Here is a 22,891-nt window from a genome sequence, read left to right on the forward strand (position 1 = left end):
GCAGCGCCCTGAGCCCCCGGAGGGCCTTCCGTCTTATATATTTGCAATTTTCAAGGTTCGTTTGAGCCTGTTTTTTTCGGCCCAGTTTTTCATAGATTACTTGACACTACCTTCACATACAATTGAAACTCTGTGCTTCCGCCATTTAACGGACTGTTGTCCTCGATGGCGTAGCATTTATATTCTATAACCGCCTGATACTCTCCTGTTTCAAGTTCCTGTTCGATGGAAATTTCCTCCAGACCTTCTCCTGGTTTTAACTCCTGAGACTCAAAGAGTTTCGTTCCGTCTGCAAGCTTCAGTACGATTATAAAATTACATGTATTATCTGCCGGATTGCCGATACTTACGGTCTGCTCTTTCGTATTCGCTTTCATGACCATACTTGTATATCCCGGTATCATAATCTGTTTTCCCTCAGCGGGTTTTTCCGGTTCGATATCCACATCCCATGCAACGACCTGGGCAGATGTATGTTTTGCTTCATCTTTCTTATGATTCATCATAAACCAGAAGATTCCTGCGGCTGCTATGGCAGCCGCAATAAAGATAATGATTATGATTGTTTTAGTTTTTCTTTTCATTTTATTTACTTGCTTTCTTTCTTCTCCAGTAAAGGATACCTGCCGATGCAGAACCTGCCAGGATAAAAATTCCTAACCAAAGGAGCAGATTACTGGTATCTCCTGTTTTTACCACCTGAGACAAGATGCTCTTTTTCGCCAATACGGCAAAAGGAGCAAGTTCTTCTACTTCTTTGGAAGCAATCATCTGCTGATTGATTGCCAGTTCTTCTACTTTATCGTTTCGGTAAACAAGGACTTTATAATCTTTTCCGCGGTATTTTGACAGATCCAGTTTCAGCTTCAGTGTTTCTTCATAGGCAGCCGGCTGTCCGTCTTCGTATACCAACGCCGGTTCTCCACAATAGAGGATCTGTCTGTCTGAATTCTCCACATACTTCTGGAAAGCCTTGTAAATTTCATTTTTCTTATCCAGTTCCGTCAGCTGAAGCTTGGTATCTTTGTGCATAAGGCCTTTTACCGTAAGTCCTTTCGATGCATTGATTAATTCTGTTTCCACTACCAGAGAAGATAAAATCTTCGGATAAGCAGAATTCTTTGAATCTGACCTTGTCCATCTGCAAAGTCCCTCTTTTCCTTCCGTCAGAGTATTCAGTTCATCCTTGAAAGCATCCGATCTCATCTCTTCTTTTGCCTTTGCTGTTCCCTGTTCTTCCCCTCCGAATAATGTATTCAGGTAGAACGTATCTGAGATTGCTCCTTCGCCACTTCGGGCAGACGCCGTTTCATTTTGCCCACAGACAGCCCCAACGGTCTTAGCTTCTATTGATGCAGAAGCACAGTATGCTATATGAATGATTCCGTTTCCTGTCAGTGTTCCGGTAATTCCGCCTGCGATTCCGTTTTCACCCGTTTTCAGTTTTCCCATACTCAGACAGTTTTCTATGGTTCCACTATTGATTACAGCAATTCCACCGGCAATTCCGTCCGAAGAAGCTGCCGTAGCCTCTGCATAGTTTGCGGTATTTCGTATCACTCCTTTATTTTCAACAACAACACCGCCCGCCATGGACTTACCTTTTACAAAGGTTGTTGTTTCGGATAACGGAAGGGTTTCTCCTGATAATTTGTCTACAAAACTTCCGGAAAGATTTGATCCGCTGATACATTCATCGATCAATCCATAATTGGTAAGGGCAATTCCTGCTGCCTTCCCTCCTTCAACAGTCTGGTAAAAGATACCGAGGTTCTTGACGGTTCCCATGGAACCAATGGTGTCAAAAAGTGCTGCGTCCCCATCAGTCGGCTTCATATCAAACCGATAGACGTAATATCCTTGTCCATCAAATGTACCATTGTATGGCAATTCCGCTGATCCGATCAATTCTGTTAATGTTTCACCATTTCCGAAAATGGTATTCATCAGTTTGAAATCAGCTCTGTTATTCTTCTTGACAATTTCCGGAATCTTCTTAAAATCTTCAAACGTGTAGATCTCATATGTTTCTTTCTCAGGCTCGGTATCATAGTTTGAATAGGTTCCGTCGCTCAAACGGTATACAGTACCATGCGTATTGTCAAGCACCGGGTAGTCATCCGGTGTTTTTCCATTATCAATATTCTGATACCATACCTGTGTTCCATCAGTCACTTCCCGGTTCAGAAGATATGCTTCCTCACCGCTCTTAAACTCTCCTGCCGTCTTCGCCAGTGCAAGTGTATTGTCATTTACAATATCCGAATCTCCCAAAAACGGCTTGCTTCCTATTGTGTCAAGATAATAGCAGTTCTCAATTCCATCTTTCTTCGCATGAATGGTTCCGGAGATTGTACCATAATAATCCATTCTCTGTGTAGAAACCTGTCCATAGTTATAACAATCCGACAGAATGATGTCTTTTCCGCTCATATTAATCAGACCGGCAATGCCGCCTGAACATCCGGATCCACCCACGTTTTCGGCCGTATAATAGTCAATTTCCCCATAGTTCGCACAGTTTTTAATGATTGTGCAGCCCGGATAGGAATCATCCTGATATACAACACCAACGATTCCACCTGCACCATAAAAGTCCATATTCAGAACAATACGTCCGGAATATGTACACTCCTGTATCGATGTCTGTGCATTGATCTGTCCTGCAATTCCACCTGCGCCATACAGCATTCCGGATATGATATTAACATGAGAATTTACTCTCTTGATCACACCGCCGGAAGTTGTTCCCACAACACCGCCTACAGCACTGCTTGTACTGCCCGTTGTAGTTAGATTTCCTTTCAAGGTAAAATTCTTCAGCGTCGCTTTTTCTGATTCCTCACTCACTTCCGGTGCCGTGACAAGGCTCTGGAAAAATCCGGTATCCGAATTCGCCTTAGTCATTCTATAATCAGAAATGGTATGTCCCTGTCCGTCAAAGTATCCTCTGAATTCTACGATTGCTTTCCATTCGTATTTCTCATCTGCCGGATTTTTAAGCGAAATATCGGATACAAGAACACCATGTGCATCCGGTCTGGCTTCCTCAATAATTGCCCGTTGATTTGTTATAAACTGCCGGCTGATACTCACCACAGGTCATACAGAATCCGTTGTCATAAGGATGATCCACACATACTGCTTCATAGTATAATGTGATATCATGTCCCGGCATTACAAAGCTTCCCTTTCTGTCGCCTTCATAATTTGTTTTTAACTGGATTTCCTTATATGTGTCACCCTCATAATAGCCAACACTCTTCACGTTGTCCCTTACATAAAAAACAACGGTCTCTCCTTCTTTAAAAACATTGCTGTAAGAATCTAGCGTGATTGCATCATCAAATATCTGATTTGTGCCCTCCGTATACACTTTAAAGCCTCCGCATGTATTCAGCACAAACGTTGCGTTGGAGTAAGGAGCCGGATATGTATACGTAATATATCCGTCTGCATCCGGAATCAGATTGTTGATCTGCTCTTTTTTCAGGATGGTTTCCTCAGAGGTTACTTTCGTCGGATTATCGTAATCATTATGTCTTTGCAGTGTAAGGGATTCAAATGTCGTACGTTCTCCTATTTTAAATTTTAATGTTACTTCCTGCCCGGCAGAAACCGTAACCGCTTCACTTGTAGTAGTTCCATCTTCTGACAGCAATGCGATTTCTGCAATTCCCGACCCTGCTACAGCGGTATCGATTTTTGTTTTGTAGTATCCATCACCGTCACTTTCTCTGTCCTGCTTCAGGATGACCGAATATGCCGTTGTATCGTATAATCCATTTTCCCTATCCGGCTGAATATCACTTGCATTCAATTGCGTAATCTCAAGATCCGTTCCGGGGTGCTGACTTTTCGTATCTGCCAGATAGAAAATCGGATAGTCTGTGCCAAATGCGCCGCCAAGACTCATATCATACTGCGGGAAAACAAAATATGTTTTCGCATCGTCTGCCTGTAACAGATATTCCTGCAAATAGTTTGCCGGTATGCTGTCCAAAGCGCTGAATACCGGTGTCGCAAATAAACTGTGACAATCCGAATTCATCACTACACAACTGAAGTTCTGCAGACCGTCACTGTAGCTTCCTCTTGTTAAATTAAAGAAATCGCAGCTCGGCACATGGACATCCTTTGACGCAGCATAATCTTCTTTATGATCCATATTAATCAATCGCAGATTCTCCGGAACAGGATCACCTGAAGTCCATGATGAATTGCCGTTTTGTGAAAGATCAAAAACATAGTAAATATCCATTCCTGACGGATTTGCTTCTGTTTTTTGAACGGGAACCGCTATCCTGTTAAATTTCATGTATGAACCGGTTACATTGGAAGATGATGAAACATCATCAAATAAGTTTGTATTATTCCCATCTGCCAAACCATAAGCGTCGCTTATAGTTTGCTCTGCCACATAGTCATCAGAAGTAAATTCACTTATGTAATCTTCGTTCTCCAGATTAACCGTTGCGAAATCTCCGGATTTAACAAACTCCTCCAGCTTAAGACGAATCGATCCGGCTGCGGATTCACTGACTACAACCTCCCTGTCCAACATGGAATTCATAGCTTTGGCAACATCATCATTCAGAGTATTTAGATCCTTAGCCCAATTCGCGTAATTGTTCCAGATCTCATCATCATCATCGTATTTCTCTTCAAAATAATCTCCACGCTGTGACAGGAACTCTTCATACATCAATTCCAGCTTAATGATTTCCATAAATTGTTTGTCAATGCTTGTAATAATGTAATTATACTGATCATCCGAAAATCCGTAAGCCTTGTATGCAAATTGTGCCGCGGCATCCGCGTAATTCTTCTCATTTCCAAGAGCATCGGTCATCTTCCTAATAACTGATTTGAATACTCCGTCAATCGTACGATCCCCGAATATGATTTCGCGAATCTCCTCTTCTTCTTCGTCTCCAAAGGCATATGCTTTCGCTTGATAAACCTCACTGAAAGCTTGATACAGGTCTTCTTTACTCTCATTCACCTCCTCAATCGCTATCGCACCATCATTATAGGCCTTTGCTTTTTCCATATACGCCATATAAGCTTCTAATGCACTATCGACATTATATAAAGATTCATATATTTCAACATCCTGGCGCCACTGCTGATTGAGTGCATTCTTTGCCGCTGTATAATCAGAATTCGCAAGCGTCTGTTCTATTTCCGCATTATAATCCGTAAGATGCTGGTCTATGACCTTTACCTCATTCAGGATCTCGTTGCAAAGTGCCTGAATCTCAGCCAGTGTCTGTCCGGTACTGCTTCCTCCGAAAACCCACGTATTCAGCATCGAAGCTACCTTCTTAAAATCTTCATCTCCGGTTGCGTTGGCCACTTTAACAAGCACCGTACCGCAAAGAGAAAGTCCGGTAGAGTAAAGTTTATTAATACCAAAAGTGGTTCCCGTCTTCGCAAATACATTTTCCTTGACCGCCGGCGCACTCGCGGTATCTTCCGCTTCTTCGGCAATTGCTGAGAGAGGCATCGCTGAAAACGCAAGGCTCAGGCTCAGCAAAGCCGCCGTCATTTTTTTCAGAAATCTTTTTTTCATAACCGCTTCCTCCTCGTTATATAGGGGTAAATAACCGAATTGAACAAATAATCCTCAATCAAACACTTTTTTCAGCATCTCTAAAACTTCTTATCTGCCGCGTCACCTCTATCCCGTTCATATCGGGCAGTCGCCAGTCGATAATATACGCATGGAACGCGTCGTTTACCTCGATTGCCTGTTTTGCACGCAGAACCGCCTCTTTACCTGAGACAGTCCATTCCGACATGTATTAACATTTTTGTAACACTATCACGAGTATAAAACTGACTGCGATGATCTCATATTCAAATCCTTCGTAAATTCCGGAAACAGCAGGTGTAGCAAACACCATAATCTGTGGCTGACCGTAGGCAGGGAACCGCGGTTAAATGGTCGAAATCCCTCTTCAACTCCTTCAACACCGGATTTCAGATATTCCTTTAGCTTCGTTCCATCCATTTCACACTGGTATGCCTCCAGCGAATTCGGCATAATCATGTTGCCAACCATCTTCTCGGTATAATCCGCTTTGAATAAAGAGCCCGTAAAGCTGTACGCAGGTGCAATCAGTACATCGCTGCCATAAAATCCGCGCAAAGTATTTGCCATAGCGGAATAGGATTCATTGCCGCCTTTTTTGTGGAATATGCGGGAATAACTTCGATTGATGGACAATACCGTCTCGGCAGTATCCTCCTTCGGCTGCTTCAGCTGTGCATCAAACGCCTCATAAGCCTGCTTTGCGTCATATTCCCCCTCTATCATCTTTGATACAACATCCTCTCCATTTGCAAAATGATTCTGACCTTCTTCTGAAAGCATAACCTCCAGCACCTGCATTGCTTTTTTCTGCCGTTTCGTATCCTTCTCCAGATCCGTAGAAAAAATGTTCACATCCTTTATAAATTGTTCCATACTCTCAAACGCTCCCAGCCATACATCTTGATCCAGTCCCACCGAATCTTCTGACGGATTTTCGTAATCGCTGCGCCACATACGCCCTTCCATAGATGTGATCTCCGGAATGGACAGCCCCTGAAACACTTCCATACAGGTATAATCATAAACAAAGTCCGCAACAAATCCACGGATCCCTTTCTCTTCAAATGACTGACAGGCAGAAACCATGCTGTCATAATCCGTTGGCAGCGGGATATCATATTCCTCAAATAGAGCCCGGTTGGCTACAAGACCGTCTACCGTACCACAGATTGGAAGCCAGTTGACCGTTCCGTCCGAATTGGTAAAATTGTCGATATAGGATTCATAGATCGCGCCTGCCTCCTCGGTCGTGGACAGATCCAACAGTTGATCCTTCAAGTCCGCCGCATCATGTAAGGAAAAGCGGTGGCAGGTGATGATATCGGGCAATTCTCCATTTTCATTCATAAATTTATAAAAATCCAGATCATTATTGCCCACAATAAATTCGATGTTCACATCCGGCAGCTGCGACTGGATATAGGGTGCGAAACGATCGTTTAACATATTCCCCCCAGTCTCTCTATTTCTTTCCTCCAGATTCCAGCCCCAAAACTCTTCGAACAGGCTGTTCAAAGGCAATCATATCAATCGGCTCCACCAATCCCATCCGCGTTTTCGATAACCTCTTTTTCATTCAGTACCGGATTTCCCGCAGGCAGCTAAACTTAATACCATAACCGTTGCCAAAAACAGACTTATAAACTTCTTTGCTTTCATAGCTTTTTTCTCCTTCAAATAACTCTCATCTTTCGTTATCAGTAACACTGCACTTAGAATTATCACAAATTCCGAAAAACGCCGCGTTTAAACGACTTAAAAAACATAGATATTGATGTTCAGATCCGACAGGAACGTGAAATGCTTTCATTGACACGGGAAAGATTGGCCGAAATATAAAATGACATAATAATCCATTTCATCAACACTCAACGTATTGTTTCATTATACTATTTTTTTGCGGAAAACAAGGCGTATTATCTATTTTTCTTAAATATACGATTGTTGTCACAGGAAATGTCACTATTTCATTTTTGTCACTTGAAATTACACTTTTTTTACATAAAACATAAACTCTGTTGTTCATATTCCTGCCTGCGCATTAGCGGCGGCATCGTCTTATGCAGGGCAAATTCCAGAAACGTATTTTCATATACCCAGTCTTCCAATTCAGATCTGTCCAGTATCAAAGGCATCCGATGATGCACAGGACTAACCGATTCATTTGCCTGAGTGGTTAAGATAATGAAATGATCTTCATCCTGAAATCGATTGTAAAATCCAGCCATGAATAAGACAGGCTGGTTTTCTCTAAGGAATGTCACTTTATTCTTATCCGGATCCCATTCATAGAACTGTTTTGCCGGAATGATGCAGCGTCTGTGCAGCACACTATCCCGGAACGTCTTTCTTTCCAAAACAGTCTCCGCTCTTGCATTGATCAGCAGCCCTTTTTTCTGATATTGCGGGAAGCCCCATGACATTTCTTCTGCCGTAAGATATGGCTTTCTTCCAATGATTACCGTGGCCAAGTGAGAGGGATAAATATCACCGGTCCGTTCTCTTCTAAGCTTCTCATCTACCTCCCGGACCACCTTTTCTATTTCTTTAGCTGTATCATTATCCACATAATATCGTCCACACATTATCTTTTTCCTCGTTATTAATGCACATCCTAATACAAAGTTCCCATATATTTCTCATCTTTCAGATGCATATAGCACTCATTGATCTGTTCAGACTCCATCATCTGCAGGACATAGTCCATTCCTGTGGCAAGTTCCTTTTCTTTGAACGCTTCTATCGGAATCCAGTAAACGCTTCCTTCCTCAGAGCTATGTAATGTTCCTGAATACCGATTCGTTTTATACAGGAATATCACATGATGAGTATTTGATTTATCCCAATGATATATGCCACAGAATATGGGATTTTCAATCGTAAGTCCAGTCTCTTCGAATATTTCACGAATAACAGCATCTGTAAAGCTTTCTCCTTGTTCTACATGCCCACCCGGGAACGTCGTTCCTATATAACTGTCGTTTACTTTATCCAGCGCAAGTACATTTCCTTGCCCATCCTGCACCATACACATATTCATGAAGCAGACTGTTTCCGTTTTCTTCTCCTCATATTGGTTAAGGTCGCGTCTCACACGTTTATTAATATCAGACCTCTTTTTCTTATAGTGTTTTGCAACTTCGCCATATGGGATCCAGATATCCGCTTCTACGATCCGATCGTATACTTTGAAGATGACTTCCTCGATGTACTTATCTCCGGGAAATGTATAATTCTTTTCGTAATATGCTTTTGTCTCCAGATACATCCATTCGGCTATTTTTTCTTTCTGTTTCAGCTTCAGATGCGAATATTTTTTATCCGTCTGAAGAAGTTTTCCATCAATCATCTCATGATTTTTCCGCGACAACGGTACCATCCCCTTCTATTCTTCCATCTTTTTTATAATTCCCTAAACACCTGATTTTATTTTACATTTTTTGGTTCTCTTGCATACCATTATTTACCCCATAGAAATTCCACCCGGTACCCCGATTTTGGGGCTTTGCATTAAAAAAGGGGACTTGAATTCACAAGCACCCCAATCTGGTGTAAATCAATCCATTTTATAAAGAAAATTTTCGTAATCTTTTACGTAATATCTGATATTTTTTCGGCCTTTTTGAATAATGATATGTCCCTATCCATTTTCTCCTCAAAGTAATGCATCAATCTTATGTTAAAATTCCACTTGTTCTGAGGATATGATCCATATCTTTTCTTCACATCACTCATTCTCTTGTTGGTAACATAGATTATTCCTTCCTTCATTTTATGTTTGTATGTCTGTTTCAATGGCTTCCAGACCGGAAAGCCCATCCGCACAGTGATCCACCTCATAATTTTCAAGGCGCAGGATCTGACATAATGCCTGCGCCATCCTTTTTTCATCTTCAACAAGCAATATTTTCATACTGGTACAGCTCCACTATTATTTGATTATAACATAAAAGTTTAAAGAAACATTGAAAAAACTCTCTCTGCTATTTCGTATGGTTTTAGCTGACTATTTGCATAAAAAATACGCGTCGAGAAAACATAATTATATGCTTTCACAACGCGCATTCGATCAGAGTATTTCATTTCGATTGACTGGAATCACAAATTATCCTCCGCCTGCACCCACGTGATTCCTACTACTTTTTTCCCATTGGAAAGACCGCTGTTTTTCATTCCGCTCTTAATGATCTTTTCCATGGAGTTGCAATCCAGCTTAATCGTAGAACTGTCTTCCAGTTCTACCAGACAGCATTGGCATCCCCTGTTTTCATGATCACACAACTGATATGCGGCTCCACGTTTCAGAGCCCCGATTCTTTCAAGCGCATCAACCGTCCGATAGACTGTTGCGATCCCGATTCCCGGATCTTTCTTCGCGGCGAGAATATATACTTCTTTACAGCAGCTGCAGCATTCGTTCAGAATAATATCAATTAATATTTTCCTTTGCTTTGTAATCCGAAACCCCTGTTTTCTGAGACACTCTATCGCATAGTCTTTTTTTATTTTATGATCTTCCATGGCAATGTCCGCTGCAGTGATTGCAATTTTGTCCGCACTGTAAGGATTTCCCGGCTTTTTTATCCTTAATCATGCTTCGTATAATCATTCCTACTACTCCCACAAGTAAAACAAATACGACTGCTGTTCCCATAAACTCTGTGCCTCCTTATTATTTATTGCAAATGATTCCTGTTATGCTCTTACTTTACCGGCTACGCTTTTCGGCACAGTAAGATTCTGGCTTTCCTTATAAGGACGGAACAACAGATACAAAAAGCAGGCAATGATGATAAATGCCACAACTGTCCCGATTCCAAATGTACCTGCCGTGATTAAAGTTCCAACCTGGTATACACACAGGGATGCTGCATACGCGAGAATCGTCTGATATCCTATGGCAAACCAGAACCATTTTACATTGTTCATCTCTCTTTTGATTGCTCCCATCGCAGCAAAACAAGGTGCACACAGCAGATTAAAGATCAGGAATGAATACGCTGCCACTGCTGTCATAGATCCGGCAAGGCTTCCCCAGATCTCTGCTCCGTCTTCTGCCACTTCTCCAAATCCGTACAGAATACCGAATGTTCCGACTACATTTTCCTTCGCTACAAGTCCTGTAATTGCAGCCACTGCCGCTTTCCAGTCGCCCCATCCGAGCGGCGTAAAGATCCATGCAATGGCTGAGCCAAGGGCTGCCAGAATACTGTGATTCATATCCTCTACCATACCAAAGCTTCCGCTTTCGAATCCGAAGCTCTGCGCAAACCAGATAACAATCGTAGAGAGAAGAATAATCGTTCCTGCTTTTTTAATAAAGGACCAGCCACGCTCCCACGTACTTCTAAGTACATTCCCTACCGTCGGCAAATGATAAGCCGGAAGTTCCATCACAAACGGTGCCGGGTCCCCTGCGAACATTTTCGTTTTCTTTAAAATAATACCGGAACAGATAATTGCAGCGATTCCAACAAAATATGCACTTGGTGCCACCCATGCAGCTCCGTCAAATAAGGCTCCTGCAATCAACGCAATAATCGGAAGCTTCGCACCGCACGGAATAAACGTCGTAGTCATAATCGTCATCTTACGGTCTCTGTCATTTTCAATCGTTCTGGAAGCCATAACCCCCGGAACGCCACATCCGGTACCGATCAGCATCGGGATAAAAGATTTTCCGGAAAGACCAAATTTGCGGAAAATTCTATCCATAATAAATGCGATACGTGCCATATATCCACAACCTTCCAGGAATGCAAGGAAAAGGAACAATACAAGCATCTGAGGAACAAATCCAAGCACTGCGCCAACGCCACTGACAATACCGTCGACTAAAAGACCTGTTAACCAGTCCGCACAGCCGATGGTTTCCAGACCACTCCGTGCCGCAGGAATGATCCATTCGCCAAACAACGTATCATTGGTCCAGTCTGTCAAAATGGTTCCCACGGTAGTAACAGACACATAATAAACAATAAACATCACAGCTGCAAAAATCGGAAGTGCAAAGAAACGATTGGTTACGACGCTGTCGATTTTATCTGACACCGACATCTGTTTTTTTACACGTTTTTTATAACAATCTTCAATCATACTTCCAATGTAGTTATAACGTTCTCCGGTAATGATACTTTCCGCATCATCCTCCATCTCTTTTTCGCAGCTTACAATGTCTTCTTCGATATGATCGAGAAGTTCTTTCGCAAGATTCAGGCTTTCGCGCACTTTTTCATCCCGTTCAAACAATTTCACAGCATACCAGCGTTCCATACTTTCATCTACATGTCCCGAGATCGCTTCTTCAATATGCGCAATTGCATGTTCTACGCATCCCTCAAACTTATGCGCCGGCTGTACATTTTTCCCGCTTTTCGCAATTGCAACCGCCCTGCGAATCAGCTGGTCGATTCCTTCACCCTTAAGTGCGGAAATCTCAACGACCTTACAGCCGGTGTCTTTGGAAAGACGGTCGATGTCCAGTTCTTCTCCATTCTTTCTTACCAGATCCATCATATTTACAGCAATAATTACCGGAATTCCAATTTCCGTAAGCTGTGTGGTCAGATACAGGTTTCTCTCCAGATTCGTTCCATCGATGATATTGATGATCGCATCCGGTTTTTCACCGATCAGGAAATTTCTGGATACCACTTCTTCCAGCGTGTACGGTGACAAAGAATAGATACCCGGAAGATCCACCAGTATGGCTTCCTCGCCTTTCGTTGTATATCCTTTGATTTTTCCTTCTTTTTTCTCTACCGTTACTCCCGGCCAGTTACCTACAAACTGGTTTGAGCCGGTAAGTGCATTGAACAGCGTCGTTTTTCCACTGTTCGGGTTCCCTGCAAGTGCAATTTTGACTCTCATATTCTTCCCCTTTCCGATTATACGCCGCAAATTATTTTTAGTTTCCCCTAACCTCTTCTCAAAAAAATAAGCACTATTGTACCTCTACCATTTCTGCATCCGCTTTTCTCAAGGACAGCTCATATCCCCGGACAGTAACCTCGATCGGATCTCCAAGCGGTGCCACTTTTCTTATGTAGATTTCCACATTCTTCGTAATTCCCATATCCATGATTCTGCGCTTCAGGGCACCCTCACCATGAATTTTCACGACCTTTACGGTCTGACCGCACTTTGCTTCTCTTAATGTAGCCACGTCTCATTCCCTCCTATATCATAATCTTCTTCGCCATTTCCCTGCTGATTGCCACCCTCGAATCTTTCACTTTCACAATCAGATTTCCATTAATCTCTGATATAACGGTGACGAATCCGCCCATCACAAATCCCAGACTTTCCAAAAAACGTCTTGTCTCATCCTTTCCTCCGATTTTTCTGATCCGGATCTCCCGACCGGTTTCAGCCATTGTTAACGGCATCATAATCCACCCGCTTTCACTGTCTAATAATAATTATCAGTTATCCCTTACGCAAGTTAGTATATACTTACTCAGTTTTCATGTCAATATCTTTAATTGATAATTATTTTCATTTATGGACAGTGCCTTTTCCATTCTGAACTTCCTTGACAAAAAAGTATGGATGATTATAAGTGCCCTATACCATCACATTGGGAATCCCACAAAAACCACATCATACCATCGTTACAAGATATTACCCCAGACGAAAGAAAATACATCATAAGATTTGCTTTCTTTCTGGTTGCGAAGCGTTTTTGAGCGGCAATTGCTGATTTATCTCTCTGCTCAACCACCTACCAAACTAGAAGTTATCGCTCAACTCGCACTTGTTTTGCAATTATTATATACTCACCGCCCTCCACATTCTGAACGAAAGCAGCATAATCATCAATATTCTTACTGAAGTCGCCTAATACATCAAAGCAATTCAGCATATCATGTTCATCGTCTTCATCATAGTTGTAATCGCCTTCTAACAGAAACACTTCTTTTCGTCTATCAAAAGTTCCTCTCGTGATAGATTCAATGAATCCTTTATCTCTAATACAGTACAATCCAAAGGCTTCAGCACCTATCATGCAGTCGAACAAATTGATTCTGAAATCAATTGCTGAAACATTACTAAAGTGAATTTTTACGGAAATTTTCTCTCCGTTCTCTTCATCATACATCTTTGATGAGAATACCACTTTTGAGTCAGTGTTCTTCGGCTTAATTTCTATTTTAGGAATTCTGGCATCGAAGTTTGCCAGAATCAGTTCTGCTTTTTTCACACTCTATGTTCTCCTTAAATTCCGATTATATAGTTCTGTCAATATCCCCAGGTCATCAATTTCCACTGACCACCATCCGTACGAGCCAGCCACCACTGCCAGTCGGTGTACTCTTCATCTGCATTCCACGCTCCGCCACCTTTTTTTGGTGAATGAAAATCAATTTTGAACATGATACATTGTGTAAATGTTTCCTTCGCATCATTAGCTTCTTCCAACTCGTTCATCCATGCAATGTTAGATTCACTACATTCATCATCGGATGAATAGGAAATACTATGCAGTTCGCAACCATCCCAAGTATTGAATTCCTTTTTAATCAGTTCTATAGCTGCATTCATATCCTCTTCTGTATAAATAGAAGAATTCCATCATACTGAAATTTTCCTGCTTCTGTATTATCAGCAAAAAAATCGGATAAGGTTTTTTCATATTTCAATCTCCGCCCTTCAAGTATGCTGTCGGCATTTCTCTACAGCTAATCTTCTATGGATTCTACTTTCCACATTGTTTTCGTTTTACCCATCTCATTTTAATGAGATGGGTGTACCTTTTGACACCCTAATCATTTTAATATAATTATTCAATTTTTCCACCTAACGACACCGAGCCGCCTGATAAATCAGACGGCTCCTTATGCAGAGCAAATTCCTAAAATGCATTTTTACAGTGCTACAGCACATGTCTTTCTTTTATCCCAATTATAAACATCCTTCCAACGGAAAACACCTTACTGGATTGCCCAGATATCTGGTTTATCCTATCCTATATACTACAAACTTTTCAATGAATGTATGCGTGCCGTAGAAAACAAAAGCTCTGTTCATTATGCTCCCAAAAACAAACGGAAAAACAAGTAAAAATCCATGTAAAACACGCAAAAAGCAGGAACCTAATTTCCCCGCGAAAAGCAATTGTTCCTGCTCTTTTTTCTACATACTTCCTCCATACTTCAAAATTAATTAACCAACTCTATCACGATTAGTGCAGTCAATTATTTTTTATCTGCTTCACCATACAATAGCCAATCCCTATATGTGTCTGGATACATTTATTAGAGCTATCTTTCTTTTCTATTTTCTTTCTTACAGTTGCCACATGAACCCTAAGTGAAGCAATGTCTCCTTCCAAAGAACTTCCCCATATTTCCTTCGCGATGTGGGTATGAGTCAGCACTCTTCCAAGGTTTTTCGCCAACAGGCATAAGATTTTATATTCAATTGGAGTTGCATGAATTTCTTCCTCTTTCACATATACTGTCTGCATTTGATAATCAATGGTCAAACTGCCATTATGAAAGACAGGATCTCCCCCCTGCTGATTATTTTGTATGTACTGAATTCTCCTATAGTTTCCTCTGATTCTTGCAAGAAGTTCCGCTGTTGAAAATGGCTTGGTAATATAATCATCAGCACCGACATCCAAGGCATCAATCTTATCTTTATCTTCACTTCTGGCACTTATCACAGTAATTAGAACAGTTGACCAGGTACGTATTTTTCTTATTACATCAACCCCATCTATGTCAGGAAGTCCCAGATCCAACAGGATCAGTTCCGGTGCCTGTGTTGCAGCTTCCATAATCGCCTGATTCCCATTTTTTGCCACATGATATTTATAGTTTTCTGTCTCAAGGGCGGTTGTGATAAGACTGCGAATGGCAGCATCATCTTCTACCACTAATATATTTGAATTATTTTTGAATCTCTACCTCCTCAGCAGGCACCGTAAAATCAAAAATGGCACCTTTCGGTTCATTATCATAAACCATTATTTTCCCACCATGTGCATTGATAATTGATTTACAAAGAGCAAGCCCAAGACCCAGACTCCGTTTCGAATCCGTTATTTCATTATTTGCCGTATAAAACATTTCAAAAATATGCGGTTTATCTTCATCCGGAATTCCCTTTCCATTATCTGCGATCTGCACATGTACAAAACTTTTTTCTTTCTTTGTAGATATCACAACCTCTCCGCCTGGAGGCGTATACTTCACCGCATTATCTGCAAAAGGTCTGGATAAAGATGAAAAAGATAAAGAAGGGAAATATATCCGCCGCGAGCGTTATGCCGGAAATGCAAGCAGGAGCTTTTATGTGGGAAATAACGTTCAGAGAGAAGACATCCATCCGAAATTTGAAAATGGTATTCTTTCCTTTACTGTTCCAAAAGAGAAGACGGCAGTAGAAAACAGCTCCCATTATATTGCCATTGAAGGTTAATCTCAAACGGGCAGGGAATAAAACCCCTGCCTGTTTATGGTCTTCCTATTATCTTAGGAGTTGCCATGATGTTTTCCGGCATTATAGATATCGTGATATTTGCATCCAGTCATGATTATATGGCAGGATCTGGCTGGTTTCTTGCTGACGGCATTCTGACCGTACTGATGTCTTTATTCATTTTGGGAAATGGATGGTTTACAGCAATGACAATCTCCTTTATTTTAGGAATGTGGCTGATTTTTTCAGGTATCACCAAACTGGTTCATTCCTTTGACCTTCAAAAACTGGGAGTAAAGGGCTGGTTTACTGTACTTGGAATCCTGCTGACTGTGATTGGTTTTCTGTCATTCACACATCCATTTGCAAGTATTGCAGCTATGGCTTGGGTAATCGGATTTTTCCTGCTCCTTCAGGGTATTGTATCCGTTATGCGTGGATGCTTTTCCAACCGTTTCTGGTTGTAAAAATATAACAAAACCTAATATTGCCAAAGAGGAAAAAGGCACCTCTTCATATAGATTCGGCTGCATACAAAATTGTGTGCAGCCTTTTTAATGAATACCTAATTCTGAAAATAATCTTTTACTCTCTACGGATAATCTTATCCTACAACAATTTTTTCTTTTTAAAATAAATGAGTTCCAGAATAATTGTTATTACTGCAATTGCAATCACTGCAACATATCCGTATTTCCACTGTAGCTCTGGCATATTCACAAAATTCATACCATACCATCCAGTCAAAAGTGTAAGTGGCAGGAATAAGGTTGTCACAACTGTCAATATACACATAATTTTATTCTGTTGTGCATCCTGCTGAGATTGATACAATTCACGTAACTGCAGTATATTTTCTCTAAGCAAATGCACATGGTTATGCAATCGTTCTGTCCTGAGTGCATAACGATTCCACGATTCTGTATTACGGATAATAGGCAGTCCATCTTGAGACTGTAATAGATCACCAATCATAGCCAGCTGTTCATAATATGCATCCAGCTCAGAGAGTTTCTGTCGATACTTTGTAAGAACCGAAAAGAAATTATCCGCAACACCTTTTATAAGCTGATCTTCCATCTTTTCAATTTCTTTTTCCAAATGTAACAAATATAGAAGATCATTTTCAATCATCAATTCCATCATCTTAAGAAGAAACTGATCCGGTGATTTCAGCTCCTGAAACTGTTCTTCCTTTTTCTCTAACCAGTGTTTCAGTTCCCCACTCTCCTCAATTAAAAAAAGTTCTTTATCTGTCATGTAAAATCCACAGACAACATGCGGTGTACGTATTTCATTTTTTTCCGGTACTCGCAAGGTTCCCAGAATACAATCCCGAAACACTTCTGCTTTACAGTATCGGATTGATCTGATACTGTGTAATAATTCGTTATCATGCGGAAAATCTTTCTTCAACTCACGAAATTCATCTTCCCGTAAAATCGTAAGGAAATGTATATTCACCATAGAATCTCTCATTCTCCTTCCTTCCTAATATTCTTCTCTAGTAAATCAGAATACTCTTTATTTTTATGAAATGCAAATACGAAATGGCAGGAACTATCACATAATCCTCATTCCACTAAAATGCCTTATTCTTTATATTGCTGTTATCACAAGCACAATAACCAAATCCGACAAATACATCAGATAACAAATCTGCAAAACTCTGTGTATTAAAAATTACAGAGCAGAAACCTTATCTTTACATCGATAAAAATTACTGCTCTATCTTCATTATCATGCTAAGCTAATCAAAAGCTACTCCATTTCCTGATAATTTCTAATACACTTCAATACTTCAATTCTCAACTCCTGGTACAGATCCTCATCAAATCTTCCATTAATCAAAGAGTTCTTTATCAGCAACGGTCGGAACATCTCTACTATCTGTTCAGTAGCTACATGGTCTCCCATCTTTGCCCGGAACAACACTTCTTCAAAATTCATCACTTGACACCTCCCATCCATTTTCTGATCTTACGGATTGCATAATAATAAATTCCTTTCACCTTGTAAGGTGGCAAATCATTGATCCGGCTTATATCATCAAACGTCCGTTCTTCAAACACATGCTGATAGATCAGTTTTCTCTCATCCTCGCGCAATAAGAGTAATGCCTCGACAAGTTTTTGATCCCTTATCTCGTCCCATTCTGGATAGCACCCATCTAGCTCTCTCATTAACAGTTTGATAATTGCATACACCTCTCAGAAGATTGATATAGGTGCTGCAGATAGTGCCTGCGTTTATTGCGTGCCTGCAGCTTTAAGATTACATAGTAACGCCTTCTACGTGGCCGGGAAGGGCATAGGAACTGGCTTCTGGGAGATTTACACCATTTTTCGTCAGGCTATTTTACAATAGTAAAATTACTCTAAACTTGATATAATAATGGACAGGTATTGAAGTTTTATCCTGTCCGTAGAAAGGAGCAGAATGATCACAGTAACAAAAAGTGATTTGATAAAGTTAGGTTATGGTCCTTCTTTTTCAGCAGATATTATCCGAGAAGCGAAAAAGCTGATGATTGCCAAAGGCCATACTTATTATCAATCAAAGAAACTGAACAGGGTACCAAAGGAAGCGGTTGAGGAATTATTGGGAATCACTTTGCCAGATACTGAAAACTAAGTGTACTTCTTGCATTAGAGAAGGAGTGTAACATGGCAAAAGATCCAATCAAGAAAGCAACTAACGGAACCTATTATTTCAGAGCGAATTTAGGAAAACACCCTGTAACTGGGAAACAAATACAAAAATATCGCAGTGGATTTGCAACAAAGAAAGAGGCTCGGGCAGAATATTCAAAGCTTATTCTGTCTACACCAGATGAGCTTACGGAAAAGAAAGAGGAAGTGACTTTCAAAAAATTTATTCAGGAGATTTATCTTCCCTGGTATAAAACCCAGGTAAAAGAAAGTACATACAAGAACAGGTATGATATTGGGGTCAAAAGCCCCTCTATAGTACCTTGAAAAGTTCATATATTTTGCAGTAAATACAAGCCTAAATGGTTTACTTGCTGTATAATAGAGATATCTTAGGAAGGAAGGTAATCTCTATGTCATTCAAAGAAAACGCTTACCAGCAAATGTCTTTTACAGATAGTTTTTCCGGATTAACTGCCAGGGAACAGAAAGCACTGGAAAAATCCTGGGCAAAAGTTTTTGCCGATGAAATATTTCCTGCCATTGATGAAAAGCGTTTTTCTGTCTTATACAGTGATAAGGCATCCAGACCGAATACTCCGGTCAACGTGATTGTTGGTGCGCTCATCATCAAAGAGCTTTTTGATTATTCCGATGATGAGATGGTTGAAAATCTTATGCTGGATTTTCGAATTCAGTACGCACTGCATACAACAAGTTTTGAAGAACAGCCTTTGAGTGACAAGACATTGAGCCGTTTCCGCAAGAGGTGTTATGATTATGAAACTCTTCACAACAAAGATCTCTACCACGATTGTGTGAAAGATCTAAGTGCTTCCATTGCAAAACTGATGGGAATCAGCGGTAAAGTCAGGCGTATGGATTCCATGATGATTGAATCCAACATCCGCAAACTCAGTCGGATGGAACTGATATACACCTGCATCGCGAAGCTGGCGGTGTATGTGAATAAAATCAATGGTTCCGCTCTGTCTGACGATTTAAAACACTATATCGATCCTAACGATTTTAACAGAGTGATTTATCATCAGCGCAGTACCAATGCAGATGATCGTATAAAGCAACTCTTAACGGATGCAGATAAACTCCTTGCCTTGTGTGAGTCTGATTACAATGATTCAACAGAGTATGATTTGTTTGTCAGATGCCTTTCAGAACAAACCATTGTTAAAAATGAAAAACGCAGACTCCGGACAAAAGAAGACGGCGGCATGAAATCATCCATGATGCAGAATCCTTCTGATCCGGAAGCTACATTCCGAAGCATGGCAGGAAAAGAGCATCGGGGATATGCGGCCAATCTTGAGGAATCCGTTGGAGCCAATGGTTCTGTTGTAACAGAGTATCAGTATGAGCAAAACAACCACAGTGACAGTCAGTTTATCCAAGAACACCTTGAGCAGATGAGTAAACAGGAAGAACGGACTGTTATAGTCGCAGATGGAGCATACAGCGGAACAGAAAACACACAACTTGCAGCTGATAAAAACGTAGAACTGATTACCACAAGCCTGACAGGGAAACCAGCTCCGGATATCCTTGCTGATTTTGAATTTAACGAAGAGGGAACAAAAGTCCTCCGATGTCCAGCCGGCCATTCACCGAAAAGCTGTTCTTATATGAAACAAAGCAATCAGTGTGCCGTTTCCTTTCTGCATGAGCAGTGTGTAGGCTGTCCGTATCAGGATCAATGCAAGCCGAAGATTTATAAGCGGGTTGCAAAAATAGTAACATCCAAAGCAGCTCATGAACGTGCAAAAATCCAGAGGAACATGAGCAGCGAAGAATTCAAAAATTATGCAAGGCTCCGTAATGGAGTGGAAACTGTTCCGTCAAATATCCGAAAGAATTACCATTTGGAAAAGATGCCTCGTGGAAAACAGCGTGGCAAGTTCTTTTTTGGTTCCAAAATAGCAGCGTTGGATTTCCGAAAACTCTTCAATTATGTGAAGGGTCTGGGAAACTATGCCCAAAATCCGGTACTTGCATAAAACAAGGGAGGGGATATCCAGCATATATCCCAAAAAGTCCGGCGATATACTACAAAATATGAATTTTTCAAGGTACTATAGGAATAGGGGCAAATTTATTTATGGTTTTGACCCCAATATCATAAATTGCATAAATTATAATTCCTGTCCGTCCTTAATTACCATCTTAAGCTCCAAATTCTCGTCTAATAATACGATATTCGCTTTCTTTCCCGGTGCGATCGAACCATATGTATCTTCAATTCCAAGACTCTTAGCCGGATTGATCGTCGCACATGCTACAGCCGTCTCAAGCGGGATCTCCATCTTCTTAACTACCGTACGCATACAGTCTGCAAGGTTTGTAACAGATCCTGCAAGTGCTCCATCAGATACCAGTGTTGCATGATTACCGACTACTTTTACATCCAATCCACCAAGTGTATACTGTCCGTCCGGCATTCCGGTCGCACGCATACTGTCGCTGATCAGGATCATACGGTCTGCTCCCATCATCTTGAACGCTGCTCTCACCATCGATGGATGGATATGTACACCGTCACAGATAATCTCTGCCATTACATGTGCACTGTCGGACACTGCTCCTACAACACCCGGTTCACGGTGAGTGAATGCAGGCATCGCATTAAAGAGATGTACGGCATGATTTGCTCCGGCATCGAATGCTGCTTTCGCATGTGCATAATCCGCATTGGTATGTGCAAGCGAAATGTTCACTTTATCTTTCATTGCTTCTACAAATGCAACTGCGTCCTCACTTTCTTCCGGCGCAAGTCCTACAAACTTCACAAGGCCTTCCGAAGCATCAAGGAATCTCTGACAAATGTCCGTATCACAAGGCATGATATTTCTTTCATCCTGCGCTCCTTTTTTCACCGGGCTGATGAACGGGCCTTCCATGTTCACGCCAACAAGATCCGCTCCCTTCGGATTCTGCTCTTTTTTGTATTCTGCTGCTGTTCTTAAGATATCTTCCAGTTCTTCTACCGGAAGTGTCATTGTTGCTGGTGCGATTGTTGTAACACCCACAGAAGCCTCATATTTTGCAATATTTTCAATAGCCTCTTTACTGTTATCACAGAAGTCATCTCCCATACACCCGTGGAAATGCAGATCGATCAGTCCCGGAATTGCGTATGCCCCCTGTCCGTCAACGACTTCTTCCCCCGGCATATCCGGTACGTTTTCTGTCGTGTAAATGCTTTCGATCTTGTCATCGTGAACAACAATGCCGCCTGCTGTAAATTTTTTGTCTTCTGTATAGACAATTACATTTTTGATTATCATTTTATATATCCTCCATTTTATTTTTTCCCAACATACCTCTTAACATTCTAAAAACTCCTGTGCATCCCTTCTCCTTCTTCCAGTGCACGCAGTGTATTATCATGCAGAACTTCTTTTTCATATTTATCCTGTTCCAAATAGTAAGAATAGATAATATCAAGCATGACCAAAATCGGGAACTGCGGTGAGATTACATTCCCATGATTCAGGTGTCTGAGTGATGGAATCAGAACAACTTCTGTGCAGAACTGCTCGAAGCCACCCCGGTTGTTCGCCGTAAAAAGAATCGTTTTCGCACCTTTCCGATATGCTTCTTTCAGAAGAAACAAGACCTCTTCCTTGGATCCGCTGATACTGATTCCGAATACGAGGCTTCTTCTGTCCTGGAATACCGCCTGCATACGCATCATATCTCTTTCTACCAGCGAATCAATATCCACACCAATTCGCATAAAACGCAGTTCCATCTCTCTTGCTGCCAGACCGGAACTTCCGGTTCCGCACACGAACACACGCTCCGCCTGATTCAGATATCTGCTGATCCTTGCAATCTGCGCCTCATCCACCAGACTGTAAGTCCTATTCAGAAGTTCCTGATACGCATTCAGGATCATTCGCGTATTACCGGTAATGGATTCCTGCTTTTCTACAAATGTCTCTTCATACTGATAGATGAATTCTCTGTATCCGCGATATCCGCATTTCTTCGCAAATCTGGATAACGACGCTTCTGATACGAAGAGTCTCTCGGAAATGGATTTTGATGAAAAATCCACTTTCTTTCTGTTCTGTATAAAAAAATCTGCGATATTCCGTTCCACTGTCGTAAATTTATCATAATTCGATTCTATGATCGGAACGACTGATTTTACATAATATTCCATATCTTACTATTCCTGCTTCTTTATTTTATA

At 41.1% G+C, this 22,891-nt stretch carries 25 protein-coding genes and 2 pseudogenes; 5 read left to right on the forward strand and 22 right to left on the reverse strand.

Annotation, left to right across the window (positions count from 1 at the left end):
* Positions 1 to 89: 89 nt before the first annotated feature.
* From ACTNB3_RS15020 to ACTNB3_RS15100, 17 genes and pseudogenes are all read right to left on the reverse strand, one after another.
* Positions 90 to 584, reverse strand: a complete 495-nt coding sequence (locus ACTNB3_RS15020; RefSeq protein ID WP_441026658.1) for a hypothetical protein — start codon at positions 582 to 584, stop codon at positions 90 to 92.
* 1 nt (position 585) lies between these two features.
* On the reverse strand, positions 586 to 3,096 hold the full coding sequence (locus ACTNB3_RS15025) for an LPXTG cell wall anchor domain-containing protein (protein ID WP_441026660.1): 2,511 nt from the start codon (positions 3,094 to 3,096) through the stop codon (positions 586 to 588).
* The gene (locus ACTNB3_RS15030; protein WP_441026662.1) at positions 3,050 to 5,575 is read right to left on the reverse strand and encodes a hypothetical protein; all 2,526 of its coding nucleotides are present in this window, start codon (positions 5,573 to 5,575) and stop codon (positions 3,050 to 3,052) included. Before ACTNB3_RS15030 ends, ACTNB3_RS15025 begins: the two co-directional genes overlap by 47 nt.
* 76 nt (positions 5,576 to 5,651) lie before the next feature.
* Positions 5,652 to 5,841, reverse strand: a pseudogene (locus ACTNB3_RS15035) (hypothetical protein); the annotation flags it as partial.
* Complete coding sequence (locus ACTNB3_RS15040) at positions 5,828 to 7,045, reverse strand: hypothetical protein (protein WP_441026664.1); 1,218 nt, start codon at positions 7,043 to 7,045, stop codon at positions 5,828 to 5,830. The gene ACTNB3_RS15040 and the pseudogene ACTNB3_RS15035, both read right to left, overlap by 14 nt.
* A 551-nt stretch (positions 7,046 to 7,596) precedes the next feature.
* On the reverse strand, positions 7,597 to 8,184 hold the full coding sequence (locus ACTNB3_RS15045) for an SOS response-associated peptidase (protein WP_427819928.1): 588 nt from the start codon (positions 8,182 to 8,184) through the stop codon (positions 7,597 to 7,599).
* Between the two features lie 29 nt (positions 8,185 to 8,213).
* Positions 8,214 to 8,969 carry an 8-oxo-dGTP diphosphatase gene (locus ACTNB3_RS15050; RefSeq protein ID WP_441026666.1) on the reverse strand — a complete coding sequence of 252 codons (756 nt, stop codon included), beginning with the start codon at positions 8,967 to 8,969 and terminating at the stop codon, positions 8,214 to 8,216.
* Positions 8,970 to 9,371: 402 nt separating this feature from the next.
* Positions 9,372 to 9,512 carry a hypothetical protein gene (locus ACTNB3_RS15055; RefSeq protein WP_427819926.1) on the reverse strand — a complete coding sequence of 47 codons (141 nt, stop codon included), beginning with the start codon at positions 9,510 to 9,512 and terminating at the stop codon, positions 9,372 to 9,374.
* 185 nt (positions 9,513 to 9,697) lie between these two features.
* Positions 9,698 to 10,120 (reverse strand): transcriptional repressor, encoded by a 423-nt coding sequence (locus tag ACTNB3_RS15060; RefSeq protein WP_441026668.1) that lies wholly within the window; start codon positions 10,118 to 10,120, stop codon positions 9,698 to 9,700.
* Positions 10,107 to 10,253, reverse strand: coding sequence for a FeoB-associated Cys-rich membrane protein (locus ACTNB3_RS15065; RefSeq protein ID WP_441026670.1), 147 nt, complete (start codon positions 10,251 to 10,253; stop codon positions 10,107 to 10,109). Before ACTNB3_RS15065 ends, ACTNB3_RS15060 begins: the two co-directional genes overlap by 14 nt.
* 41 nt (positions 10,254 to 10,294) lie before the next feature.
* The gene (gene feoB / locus ACTNB3_RS15070; protein ID WP_441026672.1) at positions 10,295 to 12,469 is read right to left on the reverse strand and encodes a ferrous iron transport protein B; all 2,175 of its coding nucleotides are present in this window, start codon (positions 12,467 to 12,469) and stop codon (positions 10,295 to 10,297) included.
* Between the two features lie 73 nt (positions 12,470 to 12,542).
* The gene (locus tag ACTNB3_RS15075) at positions 12,543 to 12,764 is read right to left on the reverse strand and encodes a FeoA family protein (RefSeq protein ID WP_427819924.1); all 222 of its coding nucleotides are present in this window, start codon (positions 12,762 to 12,764) and stop codon (positions 12,543 to 12,545) included.
* A gap of 13 nt (positions 12,765 to 12,777) precedes the next feature.
* The gene (locus ACTNB3_RS15080) at positions 12,778 to 12,990 is read right to left on the reverse strand and encodes a FeoA family protein (protein WP_427819923.1); all 213 of its coding nucleotides are present in this window, start codon (positions 12,988 to 12,990) and stop codon (positions 12,778 to 12,780) included.
* 347 nt (positions 12,991 to 13,337) lie between these two features.
* Positions 13,338 to 13,802 carry a hypothetical protein gene (locus tag ACTNB3_RS15085; RefSeq protein WP_441026674.1) on the reverse strand — a complete coding sequence of 155 codons (465 nt, stop codon included), beginning with the start codon at positions 13,800 to 13,802 and terminating at the stop codon, positions 13,338 to 13,340.
* Between the two features lie 38 nt (positions 13,803 to 13,840).
* Positions 13,841 to 14,143, reverse strand: a complete 303-nt coding sequence (locus ACTNB3_RS15090) for a hypothetical protein (protein WP_441026676.1) — start codon at positions 14,141 to 14,143, stop codon at positions 13,841 to 13,843.
* Positions 14,144 to 14,792: 649 nt separating this feature from the next.
* The gene (locus ACTNB3_RS15095; protein ID WP_441026678.1) at positions 14,793 to 15,482 is read right to left on the reverse strand and encodes a response regulator; all 690 of its coding nucleotides are present in this window, start codon (positions 15,480 to 15,482) and stop codon (positions 14,793 to 14,795) included.
* 13 nt (positions 15,483 to 15,495) lie between these two features.
* Positions 15,496 to 15,771: a sensor histidine kinase gene (locus ACTNB3_RS15100; RefSeq protein ID WP_441026680.1), complete on the reverse strand. Its 276-nt coding sequence runs from the start codon at positions 15,769 to 15,771 to the stop codon at positions 15,496 to 15,498.
* 85 nt (positions 15,772 to 15,856) lie between these two features.
* Between ACTNB3_RS15100 and ACTNB3_RS15105 the strand changes: the two genes are divergently transcribed.
* Complete coding sequence (locus ACTNB3_RS15105; RefSeq protein ID WP_427806937.1) at positions 15,857 to 16,027, forward strand: Hsp20 family protein; 171 nt, start codon at positions 15,857 to 15,859, stop codon at positions 16,025 to 16,027.
* 50 nt (positions 16,028 to 16,077) lie between these two features.
* Positions 16,078 to 16,494 (forward strand): HdeD family acid-resistance protein, encoded by a 417-nt coding sequence (locus ACTNB3_RS15110; RefSeq protein WP_441026690.1) that lies wholly within the window; start codon positions 16,078 to 16,080, stop codon positions 16,492 to 16,494.
* 142 nt (positions 16,495 to 16,636) lie between these two features.
* On the opposite strand, the gene ACTNB3_RS15115 is transcribed toward ACTNB3_RS15110, so the two are convergent.
* From ACTNB3_RS15115 to ACTNB3_RS15125, 3 genes are all read right to left on the reverse strand, one after another.
* A complete protein-coding gene (locus ACTNB3_RS15115) occupies positions 16,637 to 17,506 on the reverse strand; it encodes a CorA family divalent cation transporter (RefSeq protein WP_427806933.1) in 870 nt (289 codons plus the stop codon).
* Between the two features lie 282 nt (positions 17,507 to 17,788).
* A complete protein-coding gene (locus tag ACTNB3_RS15120) occupies positions 17,789 to 17,977 on the reverse strand; it encodes a helix-turn-helix domain-containing protein (RefSeq protein ID WP_427806934.1) in 189 nt (62 codons plus the stop codon).
* Positions 17,977 to 18,210, reverse strand: coding sequence for a hypothetical protein (locus tag ACTNB3_RS15125; protein WP_427806935.1), 234 nt, complete (start codon positions 18,208 to 18,210; stop codon positions 17,977 to 17,979). The genes ACTNB3_RS15120 and ACTNB3_RS15125 overlap by 1 nt, the downstream gene beginning before the upstream one ends.
* Before the next feature lie 256 nt (positions 18,211 to 18,466).
* Between ACTNB3_RS15125 and ACTNB3_RS15130 the strand changes: the two genes are divergently transcribed.
* The 3 genes and pseudogenes from ACTNB3_RS15130 to ACTNB3_RS15140 all read left to right on the forward strand — a co-directional run bounded on the left by ACTNB3_RS15130 (position 18,467) and on the right by ACTNB3_RS15140 (position 20,690).
* Positions 18,467 to 18,661 (forward strand): DUF3173 domain-containing protein, encoded by a 195-nt coding sequence (locus ACTNB3_RS15130; protein ID WP_427819918.1) that lies wholly within the window; start codon positions 18,467 to 18,469, stop codon positions 18,659 to 18,661.
* Between the two features lie 32 nt (positions 18,662 to 18,693).
* A pseudogene (locus tag ACTNB3_RS15135) lies at positions 18,694 to 18,966 on the forward strand (Arm DNA-binding domain-containing protein); the annotation flags it as partial.
* Between the two features lie 125 nt (positions 18,967 to 19,091).
* Positions 19,092 to 20,690, forward strand: coding sequence for a transposase (locus ACTNB3_RS15140; protein ID WP_441026682.1), 1,599 nt, complete (start codon positions 19,092 to 19,094; stop codon positions 20,688 to 20,690).
* Between the two features lie 135 nt (positions 20,691 to 20,825).
* Here ACTNB3_RS15140 and nagA read toward each other — a convergent pair whose 3' ends face one another.
* Together nagA and ACTNB3_RS15150 are read right to left on the reverse strand one after the other, a co-directional pair.
* Positions 20,826 to 21,977 (reverse strand): N-acetylglucosamine-6-phosphate deacetylase, encoded by a 1,152-nt coding sequence (gene nagA / locus ACTNB3_RS15145; RefSeq protein WP_118327269.1) that lies wholly within the window; start codon positions 21,975 to 21,977, stop codon positions 20,826 to 20,828.
* Between the two features lie 47 nt (positions 21,978 to 22,024).
* The gene (locus ACTNB3_RS15150) at positions 22,025 to 22,861 is read right to left on the reverse strand and encodes a MurR/RpiR family transcriptional regulator (RefSeq protein WP_427819915.1); all 837 of its coding nucleotides are present in this window, start codon (positions 22,859 to 22,861) and stop codon (positions 22,025 to 22,027) included.
* Positions 22,862 to 22,891 lie beyond the last annotated feature (30 nt).

This window comes from Bariatricus sp. HCP28S3_D3, from assembly GCF_052065755.1.
Classification (GTDB): domain Bacteria; phylum Bacillota; class Clostridia; order Lachnospirales; family Lachnospiraceae; genus Allocoprococcus.

Bases quoted from the DNA above. Each gene is read 5' to 3' on its own strand.
- ACTNB3_RS15060 (WP_441026668.1), bottom strand. From the start codon at position 10,120: ATGGAAGATCATAAAATAAAAAAAGACTATGCGATAGAGTGTCTCAGA.
- ACTNB3_RS15115 (WP_427806933.1), bottom strand. From the start codon at position 17,506: ATGAGAGATTCTATGGTGAATATACATTTCCTTACGATTTTACGGGAA.
- ACTNB3_RS15065 (WP_441026670.1), bottom strand. From the start codon at position 10,253: ATGGGAACAGCAGTCGTATTTGTTTTACTTGTGGGAGTAGTAGGAATG.
- ACTNB3_RS15040 (WP_441026664.1), bottom strand. From the start codon at position 7,045: ATGTTAAACGATCGTTTCGCACCCTATATCCAGTCGCAGCTGCCGGAT.
- ACTNB3_RS15045 (WP_427819928.1), bottom strand. From the start codon at position 8,184: ATGTGTGGACGATATTATGTGGATAATGATACAGCTAAAGAAATAGAA.
- ACTNB3_RS15020 (WP_441026658.1), bottom strand. From the start codon at position 584: ATGAAAAGAAAAACTAAAACAATCATAATCATTATCTTTATTGCGGCT.
- ACTNB3_RS15090 (WP_441026676.1), bottom strand. From the start codon at position 14,143: ATGAATGCAGCTATAGAACTGATTAAAAAGGAATTCAATACTTGGGAT.
- ACTNB3_RS15055 (WP_427819926.1), bottom strand. From the start codon at position 9,512: ATGAAAATATTGCTTGTTGAAGATGAAAAAAGGATGGCGCAGGCATTA.
- ACTNB3_RS15125 (WP_427806935.1), bottom strand. From the start codon at position 18,210: ATGAGAGAGCTAGATGGGTGCTATCCAGAATGGGACGAGATAAGGGAT.
- feoB (WP_441026672.1), bottom strand. From the start codon at position 12,469: ATGAGAGTCAAAATTGCACTTGCAGGGAACCCGAACAGTGGAAAAACG.
- ACTNB3_RS15140 (WP_441026682.1), top strand. From the start codon at position 19,092: ATGTCATTCAAAGAAAACGCTTACCAGCAAATGTCTTTTACAGATAGT.
- ACTNB3_RS15080 (WP_427819923.1), bottom strand. From the start codon at position 12,990: ATGATGCCGTTAACAATGGCTGAAACCGGTCGGGAGATCCGGATCAGA.
- ACTNB3_RS15150 (WP_427819915.1), bottom strand. From the start codon at position 22,861: ATGGAATATTATGTAAAATCAGTCGTTCCGATCATAGAATCGAATTAT.
- ACTNB3_RS15120 (WP_427806934.1), bottom strand. From the start codon at position 17,977: ATGAATTTTGAAGAAGTGTTGTTCCGGGCAAAGATGGGAGACCATGTA.
- nagA (WP_118327269.1), bottom strand. From the start codon at position 21,977: ATGATAATCAAAAATGTAATTGTCTATACAGAAGACAAAAAATTTACA.
- ACTNB3_RS15030 (WP_441026662.1), bottom strand. From the start codon at position 5,575: ATGAAAAAAAGATTTCTGAAAAAAATGACGGCGGCTTTGCTGAGCCTG.
- ACTNB3_RS15130 (WP_427819918.1), top strand. From the start codon at position 18,467: ATGATCACAGTAACAAAAAGTGATTTGATAAAGTTAGGTTATGGTCCT.